This is a genomic window from Microbacterium sp. JAI119 (assembly GCF_013410135.1).
Lineage (GTDB): Bacteria > Actinomycetota > Actinomycetes > Actinomycetales > Microbacteriaceae > Microbacterium > Microbacterium oxydans.
Genome location: NZ_JACCCK010000001.1, coordinates 2167231 through 2183536 on the forward strand (window position 1 = coordinate 2167231; position 16306 = coordinate 2183536).

General features: G+C 67.7%; 14 protein-coding genes, 1 tRNA gene and 1 pseudogene. 7 read left to right on the forward strand and 9 right to left on the reverse strand.

Translation table 11 applies throughout. The features are described 5' to 3' along the window. Position 1: 1 nt before the first annotated feature. Positions 2 to 865, forward strand: coding sequence for a 3-methyladenine DNA glycosylase (locus HDC31_RS10465; RefSeq protein WP_113681545.1), 864 nt, complete (start codon positions 2 to 4; stop codon positions 863 to 865). A 3-nt stretch (positions 866 to 868) separates the two neighbouring features. Here HDC31_RS10465 and HDC31_RS10470 read toward each other — a convergent pair whose 3' ends face one another. Genes HDC31_RS10470 through HDC31_RS10485 form a run of 4 tightly spaced genes read right to left on the reverse strand, consistent with a single transcriptional unit; the run spans position 869 to position 4105 of the window. Beyond that, the gene (locus HDC31_RS10470) at positions 869 to 2080 is read right to left on the reverse strand and encodes a glycoside hydrolase family 3 N-terminal domain-containing protein (RefSeq protein ID WP_257022021.1); all 1212 of its coding nucleotides are present in this window, start codon (positions 2078 to 2080) and stop codon (positions 869 to 871) included. A 24-nt stretch (positions 2081 to 2104) separates the two neighbouring features. Continuing rightward, entirely contained in the window at positions 2105 to 2761 is a 657-nt protein-coding gene (locus HDC31_RS10475) for an SDR family oxidoreductase (RefSeq protein WP_113681544.1), read from the reverse strand. Between the two features lie 28 nt (positions 2762 to 2789). Continuing rightward, positions 2790 to 3317: a hypothetical protein gene (locus HDC31_RS10480; RefSeq protein ID WP_113681543.1), complete on the reverse strand. Its 528-nt coding sequence runs from the start codon at positions 3315 to 3317 to the stop codon at positions 2790 to 2792. After that, complete coding sequence (locus HDC31_RS10485; RefSeq protein ID WP_113681542.1) at positions 3314 to 4105, reverse strand: hypothetical protein; 792 nt, start codon at positions 4103 to 4105, stop codon at positions 3314 to 3316. Before HDC31_RS10485 ends, HDC31_RS10480 begins: the two co-directional genes overlap by 4 nt. 124 nt (positions 4106 to 4229) lie before the next feature. On the opposite strand from HDC31_RS10485, the gene HDC31_RS10490 reads away from it, so the two are divergent. Further along, the gene (locus tag HDC31_RS10490) at positions 4230 to 5252 is read left to right on the forward strand and encodes a DUF2804 domain-containing protein (protein WP_113681548.1); all 1023 of its coding nucleotides are present in this window, start codon (positions 4230 to 4232) and stop codon (positions 5250 to 5252) included. Here the strand turns inward: HDC31_RS10490 and HDC31_RS10495 are convergent. Next, positions 5239 to 6309 (reverse strand): NAD(P)-binding domain-containing protein, encoded by a 1071-nt coding sequence (locus HDC31_RS10495; RefSeq protein ID WP_113681541.1) that lies wholly within the window; start codon positions 6307 to 6309, stop codon positions 5239 to 5241. The genes HDC31_RS10490 and HDC31_RS10495 overlap by 14 nt on opposite strands. A 160-nt stretch (positions 6310 to 6469) precedes the next feature. Between HDC31_RS10495 and HDC31_RS10500 the strand changes: the two genes are divergently transcribed. Beyond that, positions 6470 to 6542: transfer RNA gene (locus HDC31_RS10500), tRNA-Ala, on the forward strand. A gap of 604 nt (positions 6543 to 7146) precedes the next feature. On the opposite strand, the pseudogene HDC31_RS20235 reads toward HDC31_RS10500, so the two are convergent. Together HDC31_RS20235 and HDC31_RS10510 are read right to left on the reverse strand one after the other, a co-directional pair. Next, a pseudogene (locus tag HDC31_RS20235) lies at positions 7147 to 8199 on the reverse strand (recombinase family protein); the annotation flags it as partial. Then, complete coding sequence (locus HDC31_RS10510; protein WP_155488420.1) at positions 8196 to 8369, reverse strand: hypothetical protein; 174 nt, start codon at positions 8367 to 8369, stop codon at positions 8196 to 8198. The gene HDC31_RS10510 and the pseudogene HDC31_RS20235, both read right to left, overlap by 4 nt. A 226-nt stretch (positions 8370 to 8595) precedes the next feature. Between HDC31_RS10510 and HDC31_RS10515 the strand changes: the two genes are divergently transcribed. The 4 genes from HDC31_RS10515 (at position 8596) to HDC31_RS10530 (ending at position 14107) form a co-directional block, all read left to right on the forward strand. Further along, positions 8596 to 9294 (forward strand): hypothetical protein, encoded by a 699-nt coding sequence (locus HDC31_RS10515; RefSeq protein WP_179516055.1) that lies wholly within the window; start codon positions 8596 to 8598, stop codon positions 9292 to 9294. A 7-nt stretch (positions 9295 to 9301) separates the two neighbouring features. Beyond that, a complete protein-coding gene (locus HDC31_RS10520; protein ID WP_179516056.1) occupies positions 9302 to 9739 on the forward strand; it encodes a protein-tyrosine phosphatase family protein in 438 nt (145 codons plus the stop codon). Between the two features lie 151 nt (positions 9740 to 9890). Then, positions 9891 to 13409, forward strand: a complete 3519-nt coding sequence (mobF, locus tag HDC31_RS10525) for a MobF family relaxase (RefSeq protein ID WP_308472273.1) — start codon at positions 9891 to 9893, stop codon at positions 13407 to 13409. 533 nt (positions 13410 to 13942) lie between these two features. Further along, a complete protein-coding gene (locus tag HDC31_RS10530; protein WP_172952688.1) occupies positions 13943 to 14107 on the forward strand; it encodes a hypothetical protein in 165 nt (54 codons plus the stop codon). 96 nt (positions 14108 to 14203) lie between these two features. On the opposite strand, the gene HDC31_RS10535 is transcribed toward HDC31_RS10530, so the two are convergent. Both HDC31_RS10535 and HDC31_RS10540 read right to left on the reverse strand, forming a co-directional pair. After that, positions 14204 to 15142, reverse strand: a complete 939-nt coding sequence (locus tag HDC31_RS10535) for a diacylglycerol kinase family protein (RefSeq protein ID WP_308472274.1) — start codon at positions 15140 to 15142, stop codon at positions 14204 to 14206. Positions 15143 to 15186: 44 nt separating this feature from the next. Then, a complete protein-coding gene (locus HDC31_RS10540; RefSeq protein WP_179516057.1) occupies positions 15187 to 16293 on the reverse strand; it encodes an acyl-CoA desaturase in 1107 nt (368 codons plus the stop codon). Between the last annotated feature and the right edge of the window lie 13 nt (positions 16294 to 16306).

The window sequence follows — 16306 nt, forward strand, 5'->3', positions numbered from 1 at the left end:
CATGCCCATCGCCCGCCAGCAGTGGCTCCTCCGCGAAGAGAAGCACCGTGAACGTGCCGACGAGCTCACCGCCGCGCACCGTGACAGGGCGACCAGGGCCGAGAAGCACCCGGTGTGGGACTTCCTCTTCACCTACTACTCGTACAAGCCGGCTCAGCTGCGTCGCTGGCACCCCGGTGCCGGTGTCGAGCTCGCGGAGGCCGTCGAGCGACTCGAGTGGCGGTGGTACACGACAGGCAGCAGCGCGGACAGCGCAGTTCCCGATGCGGCGGCTTTCGGCACGGAGAAGGCAGAGCTGGCATCGCTCATCGAGAGGATGCTCCGCCGCACGGCGTCGCGTCCCGGACAGTTCGGATGCTTCGGACTGCACGAGTGGGCCATGGTGTACCGCGCGGACGAGACCCGTCACTCGGTTCCGTTGCGCCTCGGGCGGGATGGAACCGACGCTGTGGTCGAGAACCACGACCTTCGCTGCACCCACTTCGACGCCTTCCGCTTCTTCACTCCCGAGGCCGTGCCCCGCAACCGCACCTCGTTGAGCAGGGACGAGCAGCCGCTGTTCGAGCAACCGGGCTGCCTGCACGCCGGCATGGATCTGTACAAGTGGGCCACCAAGCTGGGACCCCTCATCCCGGGTGAGCTGCTCCTCGATTCGTTCGAGCTGGCCCGAGACATCCGCCTCCTCGACATGGAGGCCGCGCCCTACGACCTCTCGCCCTGGGGCATCGTGCCCGTGCCCATCGAGACACCGGAGGGCAAGGCCGAGTACGTCCGCCGGCAGCGAGGATTCGCAGACCGTGGTGCGGCACTCCGGTCGGCCCTGCTGGATGCCTGGCTCGGCGAGGGAGCCCGCGAGGCGGCCTGAGCGTCAGCCGACGGGCTCGCAGTCGTCGCAGGTCGCCCATCGAGCCGTCGCGGCAGCCATCTGCATGCGCAGCGCCACCACCCGCGTCGCTGCTTCTTCGAGCCTCTCGGCCGGAAGCGCGCCCGCATCGACCGCCGCCCCGATGCCTGCCGCCATCGCCCCGGCAGTCTGCGCGTCGGAACCTGCGATCATCAGCACCAGGTCGTTCCCTGCGGCGATCGCCGCCACGCCGTTCGCGACCGGATCGGCATAGGCGGGGTCTCCCGACGACAGCAGCATCCCCAGGTCATCTGTCACCGCCACCCCCGTGAAGCCGAGCTCTTCTCTGGCGATGTCGTGCCAGACCGGCGAGAGCGACGCGGGAAGCGGGTCGATCTCGGTGTAGGCGAGGTGACCGTACATGAGCAGGGAGGCCCCGGCGTCGATGCCCGCCTCGAAAGGCACGGCTTCCGTGGCACGCCATTCCTCCCGACCCATCGTGGAACTCGGGATCGCCCGGTGCGAGTCGCCGGGCGCGGCGCCGTGGCCGGGGAAGTGCTTCAGCGTCGAGGCGACGAACTGCTCCTGTGCGGTGGTCGCCGCCGCGACGCGCTCGGCGGCGCACGCGGAGTCGATTCCGAGTGCCCGGCCGTGGATGAACGAAGCGGGATCGGACGTGTAGTCCGCCACCGTGCCGAAGTTCACCGTGATCCCGGCGCGTGCCACCAGGGCGCCCCGTGCGGAGAACGCCGCCGACGTCTCCGCGACCGGGAGCCCCTTCAGCGAGGGCGAAGCGGGGAAGCCGTCGCCGTGCAGTCGAGACACGAAGCCGCCTTCCTGGTCCACGGCGATGAGCGGCGGAAGGGCGGGATCGACGGTGAGCGCGGCCGTGAGAGCCTGCAGCTCCGCTTCCGTCGCGGGGATGTTGGCGCCCATGAGGATGAATCCGCCCAGCCCCGATGCCATGTAGGCATGCAGGGCCGCCGGATCGGTTCCCGCGACGTGTCCCATGACCACCGTCGATGCCTGCTCCGCGACCGACATCTCCGCCACCCGCTCTTCAGCGCGTTCCACGAACTCCTCGGAGGAGACGCCAGACGATGTCTCGGCCGCCGCCGCGCGTATTGGCGTGTCCGTGAAGGTGGAGGAGGCTGTGGCCGGCGTCGCTGCGCACAGCCCCGCCATCGCGGCGAGCGCCAGGGCACCCACCCCGTACCTGCGGACCCGAGACGTCATGCTCGTCGCGGTGATGCAGAGGCGTCAGCAGGACAGCGCATCGGCGATGGGGGCTGCCGAGTCGGCGTCGCCGTTGCCGAAGCGGATCGTCCGGCCGACCGTGCACGGTTCCTGCAGGGAGGCTGCGATCACAGCTGCGACGTCGGCACGGGAAACGGCTCCCCGCCCCTCGGGATCGATCTGGATGCGTCCGGTCGGATCGTCGAAGGTGAGTGTCCCCGGAGCGAGGATCGTGCCTTCGAGGCCGGTACCGCGCAGGTGCTCGTCGGCAGCCCACTTGGCATCGGCGTAGGGGAAGAACGAGTCGTCCCGCGGGACACCGTGGTCGGCGGTGGAGCCGATCCACGACACCATCACGTACCGCCGGACACCTACGCGCTCCGCCGCGTCCATGGAACGCTGCGCAGCGTCACGGTCGACGGCATAGGTGCGCTCGGGTGACCCCCCACCCGCGCCGGCCGACCAGACGACGGCATCGTGCCCGCGGATGATCTCGGCGAGCGCGTCGACGTCCATGCTCTCGACGTCGGCGACCAGGGCTCTCGCCCCACCGGCTTCGACCTCGGAGGAATGCTCCGGGTTCCGGATCACCCCCGTGACCTCGTCTCCCCGTGCGGCGAGGAGCGGCGCGAGCAGCAGGGCGATGCGGCCGTGGCCGCCGAAGACGATGATTCGCGACATACCTTCACCCTACGCGCCCTCTCCGACCTCAGCGCGGGGTCTGGTCGCTGTCGATGACGAATGCCTGCGGATGGTCGGGGAGGTAACGCACCACGATCAGCTGGCCACCGGGGATGTAGGCGTCGCGGTCCGGGTACACGGCCGGGGTGAAGAAATTGCTCTCCAGCGTGTACTCGACGCCCTCGGCTGTCGTGAACGTCACCCAGTCGCCGTCGAGGGTCGCCGCCGTCGGCCGTCCGTTGTCGTAGATGTACGCGCGGGTCACCGGAACTCCGATGAGGCTGAGGATGCCGATCACCAGGCAGGCGAGCATGAGGAAAGCCAGGATCCGCGCCCCGATGCGTACGATCGCAGCCCCGGCCCGCCCGCGCGGACGCTGATCGGGGCGCAGCAGCCCTTCCCTCCGGCGGATCGCCCGCAACTCACCACCCGGCGCGGTTCCGCTGGCGGAGAGCGCGAACAGGCCGAGGATGGAGAAACCGGCGATGAACACCATCGCGTATCCGTGCGACGCCGGGAAGTTCACGAGCCAGATGAGGGTGTCCATCGGGTTCATCGTCCCGCCTCCTTCTCGATCGTCACCGCGACCGTATGCGGGTCCTCCCGCCGGTAGTACGCCCAGACCGGAGCGCCGACCTGCAGATGCGGGATGGCCTGCGGATACACGAACACGGTGGTGTCCGCCTCCCAGGTCGCCACGCCTTCCGGTGCCATCAGCACACGGAGCGCGAGCTCGCTCTGCCCTTCGCGACGTCGCCCCGTCGGACGGACCTCGAGCACGGAGGCCGTCACCGCGGTCCCGCTCGTGCGGGCGCGCACCTGTGACGGGTCGATCAGCCCCCGTTCGATCCTCCACTGGAGCATGGCGCCACGCACCGCGGGATCGGTGAGGTCTGCGAGCACCACGGTGTCCTGGTCGATGAGGCTGTATCGCACCGGCACGGGAAGTCCGACCTGCAGGGCGGACATGTCAGAGGCGTCGACCAGCATCCGCATCTGGGCGACGAACTCTTCCCCGCTGTTCGGGGTCACGCGGATGAACAGGTCGTACTGCGGCACATCGTTGACGGTCAGACCGGTCCGGCTGACCTCGACGATCGTGCCGACACCGATCTGCGTCTCTCCGCGCACCGTCTTGCGACGCCCGAGGCCGGACAGCATGCCGCCGAAGGTCAGCAGCAGCCCCCAGGCGACGCCGATGAGGATCGGGGCGCCCAGGGTGTCCGCTCCGGCGAAGGGAAGGATCGAGTGTCGTTGATCGACTCCGAACAGGCCCTCGCCGACCCACACGACGAGCCAGGCGGAGAGCAGCAGCCAGACGACGAGGAACACGATGCGGAGCATGCTCTCAGCGTATCCAGAGTCCGATCCCCTCCCCGCCCGGAGGGTGTTCCTCGTGCGGAACACCCTCCTCTACACTCGGGGCAACGACACCACCCCGAGGTGTCCTCCGGACAGCAGGACGACGATGCCCACACCGCTGATCGAGCGCGAGATCACCGCGCCTGTGTCTCTCACCACCCCGGACGGGGAACTGAACCGGGATGCGCTGGGATGGTCGCGCACCCCTGTCCACGACACCTCCGGCATCCCCGGGCGCGGACATTGGGGCCGCAATAAGCGGTGGGAGTACTGGAACGTGATGACACCGTCCCACATCATCGCGTTCACGGTGTCGTGCGTCGACTACATGTCGCTCCACGAGGTGTGGGTGCTCGATCGCGCGACCGGGCATGACATCGGCGCCACGGTGATCTCACCCGGGAGCCGAAGTGCGACGCTGCCTGCGTCGATCGGCGATGGGCCCGCGAGGGCGCGCACCCGTCGGATCACGGTGGACGTCGATGAGAGCTTCGACGGCACCCGCCTGCGCGGGAGTGCACCTCGCGTCTCATTCGACCTGCTCGCCGGTCGTCCCGCAGGGCATGAGGCGCTGGGGGTCGTCGTGCCGTGGCGTCGGGGCGACGACATCCCCCGGTTCCAGTACACGGTGAAAGACGTCGCCCGTCCGGCCAGCGGCACGGTGACGGTGGACGGCATCGCGCACGACGTACCCACGGGAAGCTGGGCGGTGCTCGATCACGGTCGCGGACGCTGGCCGTACCGGGTGCAGTGGAACTGGGCGGCCGCGAGCGGGGTCGTCGACGGACGCGTGATCGGACTGCAACTCGGCGCGAAGTGGACCGACGGTTCCGGGGCGACCGAGAATGCGCTGCTCGTCGACGGGCGACTGTCGAAGATCAGCGAGGAACTCGTGTGGGACTACGACCCCGGACACTTCATGCGCCCGTGGCACGTGCACGGAGTGAAGGCCGATCTCACCTTCACACCGTTCTACGACAAGCGCTCTCGCACCAATGCCGTGGTGATCGCCAGCTCCACGGACCAGTTGTTCGGCGTCTGGTCGGGCTGGGTGCTCGACGACACCGGGAAACGGGTGCGCGTGGACGGCATCGAGGGGTTCGCTGAAGAGGTGCTCAACCGCTGGTGACGCGCGATTCTGCGGACTTCAGCGCGCGCTGCACGCCCTTCGCCGCGGAGCGACCGGCCCGATTCGCGCCGATCGTGCTCGCAGACGGCCCGTAGCCGACCAGCTGCACGCGAGGATCGCGGACGGCGGTCGTTCCGCGTCCGTTCCGGTCGAGCTGGATGCCTCCGGCAGCGCTGCGCAGATGCAATGGTGCCAGATGACCGATCGCGGGTCGGAAGCCGGTCGCCCACAGGATCGCATCGACCCGCTCGAAGCTGCCGTCGGACCAGCGCACACCGTCGGGTTCGATGCGCTCGAACAGCGGACGCCGGTCCGCGTAGGCGCCCAGACGCTCCGCTTCCCGCTCCTGCGCGCGGAGCATGAGTCCCGTGACGCTGACCACGCTCTGCGGAGGAAGCCCTGCGGCGACGCGCTGCTCGACGAGCGCGACCGCTGCGGCTCCCGCCTCCGGGGTGAAGTCGTCGTCGCGCCAGACCGGCTCACGGCGTGTGACCCACAGCGTCTCGGTGATCGGGGCCAGCGCGCCGAGGAACTGCACGGCTGAGGCGCCACCGCCCACGACCAGCACCCGCTTGCCGATGAAGTGCTCCGGTCCCGGATAGTCGACGGTGTGCAGCTGTTCTCCGACGAACGTCTCCATGCCGGGGAAATGCGGGAGGAACGGATGGGACCAGGTACCGGTCGCATTCACGATGGTGCGGGTCGTCCACTCCCCCTCCGCGGCTCGCACGGCCAGGAGACCGTCGCGGTCCTCCACCCGATCCACATGGACGGGGCGCAGCACGGGAAGTGCGTGCCTCCGCTCGTACGACGCGAAGTACGCCGGCACAGCCTCATTGGCGCGAGCACCGTCGCGGGCAGGAGGCGTGTCTCCCGGCAGCTCTGCAACGCCGTGCACGTCTCGCATCGTCAACGCGTCCCACCGATGCTGCCATGCGCCACCCGGGCGCTCGTCCGCATCGAGGACCACGTGCGAGATACCCAGCCGGGACAGGTGGAACGATGCCGAGAGACCGGCCTGTCCTGCGCCGATCACCAGACTGTCGAGGATGCTCACGCCGGATCCAACACGCGACGCCGCGTGCTTGTTCCTCCGCGCCTTCTCATCCGCGCCCTCATCCGTCGTGACGCGCCCGGGATGCCCCCACCGATTGGTGCTCCCGTCGATTCGTGTAGTACTCTTTTCAAGTTGCTCCGGCTGGTTCGGAACAGCGTCTGGGCCTGTGGCGCAGCTGGTAGCGCACCTGCATGGCATGCAGGGGGTCAGGGGTTCGAGTCCCCTCAGGTCCACCCAATGTGTCTTACGGGAACACGTGACATCGGAAGATGTGGTGTGTTCCCGTAAGGGTTCCTCTCCCTCGTCGCTGGGGGTCTTGCTCTCGCGGATGATGGTGGCGAACGGCTCGGCCAGGCGCGGACGTAGTTGCTCGTCATCGGTGATGTCGAGGCGGGTGTAGAACGCCTGGTTCGCCAGCCGCCGGTCGGCATCACCTGAACGAGCGTAGGCACGGTGCGCGTCGGTGAGCAGCCGCAGCGAGTCGTGCAGGAACGCGCGTCCGCCGGTGTGGTGCTCATCGTGCTCGGCAAGGCGCTGGTTCACGTCGGACAGGCCCGCCCGGATGCGGTCTTGATGCCGCTTCAAGGTCGGCAGGTCAATCGCGTCGGCGAAGTGCGCGGCCAGCAGCTTGTCGCTCTCCGACTCCAACTTGGCCCGGTTCGCCATGAGGTCGGCGATCTCCTGGTCGCGGCCCGCCATGCGCTTGTCGAACGCCGCGTCCACCCGCTTGGCGAGGTCGCGGTAGGTGTCGTCGCTGATCGTGATGGAGGCGTAGGAGTCCGCGACGAGACGTTCCGCGACCGCGACCGGAACCGCCCGCCTCGTGCAGCTCGTCTTCTTGGCGGCGCGGCCGGAGCAGACGAAGTAGGCGTAGGTGGTGCCGCGCGGGTTGGTGGCGAAGTCGAGGAGCATCCGCGACCCGCAGGTGCCGCAGTACAACAGGCCTTTGAGGTGATGGGCGTGCTGCACATGCCGGGTCTGCTTCGCGGTCCGCGCTTTCAGTAGCGACTGCACCTGATCGAACAGCGCCGCTTCCACGATGGGCTCGTGCGCACCGGGATACAGGGCGCCCTTGTACCGGATCAGCCCGGCGTAGTACGGGTTCGTCAGCAGCTTGTAGAGCGTGTTCTTCCCCAGCGGCTTGCTCGGGCGCTTCGGCGTCGGCACCGTGACCAAGCCGCGTGCGGTGAGGTCGCGCAGCAGCCCGGTCACCGAGGTCTCACCCTCGGCATAATGCTCGAACGCCCACCGGATCAGCGGCGCACGCTCGGGGTCGACCTCAACGGTTCTGATTTCGCGGCCGTTCTCATCCGTCTTGCGGACGTTGAGGTAACCGATGGGGGCGCGCATCGGGGTGCCGCCCTGGGCGATCTTCTGCGATAGGCCCTTGGACACTTCGGTGGCGAGGTTGCGGCTGTAGAACTCCGCGATGGACGACATGATGCCGTGCACGAGCATCCCCGAGGGCGTCTGGTCGATCGACTCCGTAGCCGACACCAATGTCACGCCCGCAGACAGCAGTGCTTGGTGGATGGTCACGTCGTCGGCGCGGTTGCGGGCGAGCCGGTCGAGCTTGTGCACGATGCAGAACTGCACCCGAGACGCAGCGATGAACGCCAGCATCTCTTTCAGGCCGTCACGATCCGCCGAGCGTGCCGACTCGCCTGCGTCCACGAACTCGTGCACGATCCGCGCCCCGAGTTCGTCGGCCTTGCGCTGGTTGGCCTCACGCTGGGCGGGGATCGAGAACCCCTCGTCAGTGCCGCCACGCTCGGCCTGCTCGCGCGTGGAGACACGTAGATAGGACACGGCCAGCAGCACCGGCTTGTCGCCTGTCCAGCCGTCGGTGACGCCTGCCGGGGCGAGGGCGGGAGCGGTGATGGTGCTCATGCGGTGCTCCTTCGTTGGTGCGGTTGCTCTGCTTCTACTCTGCCTCGTTCGTCTGACACCGGCCCGAGTCCATCAGGTGCCGGGAGGTCGTAGGGGTCGGGTTCCCCGGCGCGGTGCGCGTCGTAGCGGGCCTGGGTGATGTTCAGCACCCACTCCACCAATTTGCGCATGTCTGGTTCCTCCCGTCGCTCCGCCCGCAGTCGCAACTGAGGCGGATCGTTGCCCTTGCCTGTTCCGAGCGCACCCCTGCTCTGCGCCGCGCGTCGCGGCGACTCATCACTCGTGCGTCGGGGCCGGTCGCTCATCTCTATCTCACGTCGTGGCAGATACGTGAGTTATAGAGTAGCACACACATGGCGTAGCGGCCATTGCATGAGGTCATGTAGGATTGGGAGCATGATCGAGGACTTGGAAAGTGTGCCGCTGCTGGTCGCGGCGGACTTGCCTGCGGGCTGGCAGATGCCCGACGCCTCGCCCATCGACCCCGAACGCGACAGCCCCGCGATCGACGCGGCACTCAGGTATGAGCAGTGGGTCGATCCCGCGCCGGGGCTGGATCGCAGGCTGAACTCCAGCCACAACAACACCGACTCCGGGCGCTGGTTCCTCATCCAGCACACCGAGTCGTCCACTCGTGTGCTGCTGCGCCTGCAACGCCAATACCTGCTGGACGAGGAACCCAAGGGCGAGGTGCGGATCACCGGGATCGTCTACCTGCCCGAGTGGGCAGGCGATCCCGTGGCGAGCCCGATGCTCCGCAACCTGCCCACGTCGCGGATCGAGGCGGCGATCAACCGCCGCCAGTTCGCCGTCACCGGAGCCAGCCGGTTCGAGGGCGGCACCATGACCATGCCGTCGGGTCGCGTCCTCCGCTCGGCGGATGTGATGAAGCCGTTGGGGAACCCGAAGCGCACCCCGGACTTCTACGAGGTCGTTGCCCTCCAGCACACCCGCCTCGTAGACGACGGCGAACCGAACCCGACCGCGAGAATGGCCGAGCTCAGCCGCGTGCCGCTCTCGACCGCGCAGGGCTGGGTCGCCCGCGCCCGCCGCAAAGGACTGCTCCCACCCGGACGCCGAGGCCGCGCCGGATAAGGCCCGCATGACGAGCTGGGCGGTTGACGACGCGGGCGTGGTGCGCCTGCCGGACGGTCGTCTGATCCGTGGCACAGGTGCGCGTCGGCCTCGCGGTCAGGCCCCGGCCCCTGAGTTCGCCGTCTACCTCCTGGGCCGCGACCCTCGCGTGGCCGACTGGCCCTACCGCTGGGTCAGGTGGCCCGACTTCCGCCTGCCTGCCTCCACCGAGGACGCCGTATACGCGCTCAGGGAAGCTCACACGCGGGCCGCGTCCGAGCGAGTCGAGATTGCCTGCGGCGGCGGGATCGGCAGAACCGGAACCGCCCTCGCGGTGCTCGCCGTGATGAGCGGCGTTCCAGCCGACACCGCCGTGGAGTGGGTGCGAACGAACTACCACCCCCGAGCCGTCGAGACACGCCGCCAACGCGCCTGGATCGCCACCGTCGCATCCTCCCTCTCCTGACACCAAGCCCCCGCCCCTCGCCGCACTCGCGAGCGCACCCGCTCACCACACCCCCCAGCGCTCCCAACCGCTCGCCACTCCCTCCCGGTTCTCGCCCTTATCTCAGTGAATGAACGTAATCTAAGTGACGTAGTTGCTGATACGCTAGATGGTGAGTGGGGCAGACGCAAGGGTGGTGGTCGAGATGCAGGGCGGCGTGATCCCGTTCCGGGGCACCGGAGCCGACGCGCTGCGCTACGTCGAGGCCGACTGTTCCCGCGCTGACGACTACTACCTGGGCGCGGAAGCGACCGTCGCGCAGTTCGCGGCACTCGACGGATCGGGCGAGGTGACCGCTGAGCTGGCGCTTGATCCTGTGGGGTATGCGAGGTGGGTGGACTGGGAGAACCCGCTCACGGGCGAGTCGATGGGCAAACCGCGCCGGGCGGGGTCGGATCGGCGAGGCTCGCCCCGGTTCATGGAGATGGTCATCAACACGCCCAAGAGCTTGTCGATCGCCGCCGCCCTGCACCCCGAGGTCTCGGAGGTGCTGGATGCGGCGCAACAGGATGCCCTCAGCGAGATTCGGCGCTGGCTCGCCCAGCACTCCGTGACTCGTGTCGGGCCGTTGGGGGCGCAGGAGGTCGTACCCATCGAGAGCATGCAGGTCGTGGGCATCACGCACCGCACGTCGCGGGCGGGTGATCCGCACCGGCATATTCATATGCAGATCGGCATGAGAGTGTGGGCGGCGGGCAAGTGGCGGGGCTTGAACGGCGCTGCGCTGTTCAAGCAGCAGGGCGCGATCCGCGCCCTCGGCACCGCCGTGATCGCCGCCCACCCCGACCTCGCCGCCGTGCTCGACCGGCACGGCCTGACCCTCGACCCCGCCACCGGCGAAGTCGCCGAGTTGGAGCCGTTCAACGCGCTCATGTCGAAGCGGGGCGAGCAGGTGCGCAAGAATCTCGAACGCCTCGAATCCGAATGGGATCAAGCGCACCCCGGCGAGATGATCGGGCCGGTCGTCGCCTCCCGCCTGCGCGCCGAGGCGTGGGCGTATGAGCGACCCGCGAAGAAGCCCACCACCCTGCGGGAGGAAGCCGCATGGGTGACCGAGCTACGCGAAGCCGGATACGACCCCGAACGGGTCGAACGCAAGACTGCGCAACCCCCAGTGCTGCTTGAAGACCTCAGCATGCAACAGGTCGCGTCGCGGGCGCTGGATCGGTGCGCCGCTAGTGCGTCGGCATGGACGCCGCACACTGTGGAGGAACATGTCACCCGGATCACGACCGAGGCAGGCGTGCAGGCCACACCGCAGGAGTTGCGCGAGTTCGTGAGCCTCGCAACCGATCTTGCGGTATCGGATTGCTTCTCCATCCTGCCGCCTGGCGCAGCTGCACCGGAGTACGTCGCCCACCTGACCAGCGTCGGCGTGGTCGCCGCTGAGACCGCGCTGCGCGACCAGCTCACCGCCGCAACCCTGCGCCGGGAGCCGAAACCAGCGGACGTGACCGAGGCCGCACACACCGCCGGGCTCGATGAGGGGCAGACGGTCGCCGCCGCTGCGGTCGCCTCGAACGATCCGCTGGTGATCGTGGAGGGTGCAGCCGGGGCCGGGAAGACCACGATGCTCGGCGGCGCCATCGAGGTCGCCGCCGAGCAGGGCAGGGCGTCGCGGGTGGTTGCGCCGACGCTGCGGGCGGCGCAGGTCGCGCACGACGAACTCGGCGTACCCGCCACCAGTGTTGCGGCGCTGGTGTATGCGCATGGGTGGCGGTGGAACGCCGACGGCGTATGGACACGCCTCACGCGGGGCGATACCGACCCTGAGACCGGGCGCGCATTCACCGGCCCACCGCGAGAAACGGTGCTGTCGCGGGGTGAGCGGGTGATCGTCGACGAGGCCGGGATGCTCGACCAAGACACCGCCCACGCCCTCCTCACCATCACTGCCGAAGCAAACGCGACGGTTGCGCTCGTCGGCGACCGCGCCCAACTCCCCGCCGTCGGGCGCGGCGGTGTGCTCGACATTGCCGCACAGATCAGGGGCCGTACCTACGATATGAGCGAGCTGCATCGCTTCACCGATGCCCAGTACGCGGCGCTCACGCTGGCGATGCGAGACCGCGAGAACCCCGGCGAGGTGTTCGACCGGCTCGCCGCTATGAAGCTCGTGACGTTGCATGCGGACGACGAGCAGGCCCGCGACCACATCACCGTCAGCGCCCGCGCCCGCGCCCGCGCCCGCGCCCGCGACGGCGACGGCGAGGCGATCACGGTGTCGACCAATGACGAGGCGGCGGCGTTGAATGAGCGCATCCGCGCCGGACGGATCGAGCGTGGCGAGGTCGACGACACGGTGACGGAGACCGGCAGCGACGGGCTGAGCATCGGGGCCGGTGACCTGATCCAGACCCGCAAGAACAACAGTGATCTTGGGGTGGCGAACCGGCAGCAGTGGATCGTGCAGCACGTCGAGAGCGACGGCACGGTCTACGCGCGTGAGGTCGGCAGCGGGCGCAAGAGCCCGCGCACCGTTGCCCTGCCTGCCGAGTATTTGGGTGAGCATGCGCACCTGTCCTACGCCGCCACCGCCTACGGCGTCCAAGGCGCCACCGTCGATGCCTCGCACACGGTGCTGTCGGAGGCGACGAGCGCGGCGGGCGTCTACGTCGGCATGACCCGAGGCCGCAACACGAACCGGCTCCACGTCGTCGCGGAAGACCTCGCGGATGCGCGGGCGCAGTTCATCGACGCGATGGAACGCGACCCCGCAGACCGGGGCCTCGACCACGCCACCCACGCCGCACAAGAAGCCGTGCGCGGCCTCGTCAACGACGGCCCCGTGCGGCTCGTCACCGAAGAACTCGCCCGCCTCGACCACGAAGCCGAACGCGCACAACGGACGGCGGCACGATGGGAGCAGATCGCCGCCAGGCTCGACGCCCAACGCTCCACCCACCGCGCCGAGGACGACGAGAGTGCTGCTGTACTCCGCAAGGCCGAAGAAGTCGCCGAGCAGGTGCGCGCCGAGGCCGCCAGGCCGCTCACCGTCCAAGCCGAGCACGACGGGGCCGCCTACCTCGCCGCCGTGGAGAACGAGGCCGCTACCAGCGCCCGCCTCGCCACCGTGGGCAGGTTCGGCAGGCGCAAAGCCCGTACTGAGCACCGCGCCGCGACCGAACACACGCAGGAGCTGCGTGGACAGGTCAGCAGCGAATGGGGCACCACCCCGACCTACGCCGATTGTCTCCCGGCATGGGCGAGCAGGGCCGCCGAGAAGCGTGCAGAGACCGATCCTCGCGTGGCCGAGGCTGTGCAGACCGTCGCCGCCGCGACTGCCAACCGTGAGGCGATGCGGGAACGCCATGAGCAGGAGCGTCTGGCGTTGCTGGTCAGCGAGTACGGGCCACAGCAGGCCCGCCGCGACCAGCTCGGCATTCGCACCACCAGCCCCCACCGCAAGGCTCGCGACACCAGAAACCGGGGCGCCATGACTCGGGCCGAAGCCGACCAACTCCGTAGCCTGCCCGTGAACGAAGCCGCCGAACGCATCGAAGCCAAGCGCGCCGAGCAGGAGCAAGCGCGGCAGCGAGTCGCAGAGCGGGCACAGCGGCTTCCCGACCCATTCGCGCACGACACCCACCGCAGCGGGCCGCACCGCGAGGGGCCGACACGCAGCCTATAGACCACGGTAGGCAGGCAGGGTGCTCACGGCGCAGTTCCTCGGGTCGGCAAGCACAAGACCAGGAGCGGGGCGGATGATCTACCGCCAGGTAGCGATACGTCCATTCGGGAGATAGCACAATGGGAGAATGTAGAAACAGGCGAAGAGTCATGGCGAAGAGAATCAGAAGACGAGGCAGCGCTTAATCGGCAACGGTCGTAAAGTTGCGGTGTTCAGCGCAGAAGACGCAGTAGCTTTGTCTGCATCGAGTACGGCGTGTCGTGCGCGATGCATGCGCCTGTCACGAAGTCGGGGCCGCTGCACCGCTGGGGAATGCGTTAGTCCTTTCATGCGGAACCTTGGTTTCTCGGGAAACTCTGCTGGTAGAACTGCTGCATTCATGTCACGCGTTGATTCTGACCCCAGCGTGCCCAAACTCGTTGCCACAGGGACTGGGGGCGAGGCTTATCTTGTGGCTCAGCCGTGGTCGCCGGCTTTCTGTGAGTCTTGCCAGTTCCTTCTTTTGCCCTCAGATGGAGCGTATGGTGGGGAACATGTGGACAGTTCTTCTCATCTTGCTTGTGGTATGGGCGGTGCTGTCGATCGTGGGATTCGTGTTCGAGGGCCTGCTCTGGTTGGCCATCATCGGAATCGTGCTCTTCGTCGGCACCCTGATCTTCGGGCTGCTCAGGCAACGCGCGAAGCGCTCGAAAGCATAACCTGCCTCTCCCTCACGTGGCTCAGCGAGGGATGCTCTTCTGCGGCATGTCGTGCGTACCGCACACCCCAGCACTGCTTGCTTGCGCTCAGTCAGTTCACCGGGCAACCCGGACTTGCAACGCACCGGGTCTGATGCCGACATTGACGCGGGTTACGTGGCCGAAGCTGTCTCCGTCGAGTTCGATCAGGTGCGGGGTATCGAACCGTGCCTCGAACTGTCTCCCCCGGACATAGGCAAGCGCGTGAATATCCGGCGCTCGTTCAAGCATGCGCCGGCTGAGCCGGGAGCGCCGTGCGATGCCCTGCAGCGTGAGGCGCGTGCCGATCCGAGCCCACCCGAACCGTCCTTTTGGGCGCATCATGACCACGTCGAGGAATCCGTCATCGATGACCGCGCCGGGGATCAGGAGCATGTTTCCGGTGAGCGTGCCGCAGTTGCCCACGATGACCGTGTGCGCTCGAGTGGATCTGACTCTGTTCTGGTCCACGCGGTAGTCGAGGTGGAAGAGCCTGTTGACGATGACCGATCTGGCGATGGGCGTGACGTACGCGAGCCAGCCGAGGTGCTTCTTCGCGATCGAGCTCGTGTGCTCCGCCATCTCCGCATCCAGGCCGATACCCGCCATGACGACGAAAGCATGCCGTCGTGAAGCGCCGTCAGCATCGTCGAACTCGGCGACCCCGACATCCACGGCTCGCGTCGAGCCCGTGAACGCCGCCTCGATGTTGCCCTCGACATCGCCGAGAGAGATACCGAGGTCGCGCGCCAGTAGGTTCCCCGTACCGGTGGGGATCGGTGCGATGGGAATCCCGGAGCTGTGGACGACGTCTGCGACGGCCCGGACGGTGCCGTCGCCACCGGGCACGATGATGACTGCCGGGTCACCCGCCAGGGCTTGCTCTGCCGCGGCGCGTCCGGAATCCTGTGCGTTGGTCTCGTACCAGCGTGAAGCTGCCCAGCCCAGCGCTCGCTCCTGCATCTCTACTGCAGCACGGACGCGCTCCAGTGGGATCTTCGCCGGGTGATAGACCACGGCGGCATGTGACCGCCTCACCGTCCCGTCTGCGCGAGGAAACTTCACGATGCTGCTGGCATCGTGAAGTGATTGCGCTGTTCGATGAGCGGGCAGGTGAACACGTCGCGTTCCCCGAGCCCGACACGGTTGATGTAGCGCACGACGATGGCGTACGAGGCGAACAATCCCGTCTGCAGATACGGGACATCGTGGGTTCGGCAGTACTCGGCGATGATCGGTGCTGCCTTGCGCAGATGCGGGCGAGGCATTGAGGGAAACAAGTGGTGTTCGATCTGATAGTTCAGGCCACCCATAGCAGTATCGAGAACACGGGTACCGCGGATGTTCCGGCTCATCATCACCTGGCGTCGCAGGAAATCGAGGCTCACGTCTCTCGGCACGACCGGCATCCCCTTATGGTTCGGCGCGAACGAGGCTCCCATATAGAACCCGAACACGCCGAGCTGCACGGCGAGGAACACGAACGCGATTCCCGGCGAGAGCACGATGAACACCAGCATCGGGAACCCGGTCAGCCGGATCAGCAGAAAGAGGATCTCCACCCAGCGCCGCTTCAGCTCACCCCTTGCGAGCACTCGGCGCACCCCGGACGCGTGCAACGACACCCCTTCCAGGAGCAGGATCGGGAAGAAGAACACGCCCTGATGCGCCCGAAGCCATCTCAGCGTCCGGCTTCTCGGAGGCGTTCGACCCGGAGTGACGACAATCACCGGAAGGTCGATGTCAGGGTCGGCACCCAACTTGTTCGGGTTTGCATGGTGGCGCGTGTGCTTATGCTGCCACCACCCGTAGCTCATACCGACCAGCAGGTCGCCGAGGACGATGCTCACCCAATCGTTCCATTTTCCCGATACGAAGATCTGGCGATGCGCAGAATCGTGACCGAGGAACGCGATCTGGGTGAAGAGGATCGCGAGGAGCACCGCTGTGAACAGTTGCCACCAGGTGTCGCCAATCCAGATGAATGCGAGGAGACCCACGGCGAGCAAGAGGGGCAGGCCGATGAGCTTCGTCCAGTAGTACCCGTACCGGCGACGCAGCAACCCCTGTTCTCGGATCGTTTTCGCCAATGTCGTGAACTCGCTCCCGCCCTTGCCATTGACTGGCCGGCTAGTTCGTGGAGTCCGGGTCGAACGATACTCGTTCATGATGCACCTGAGA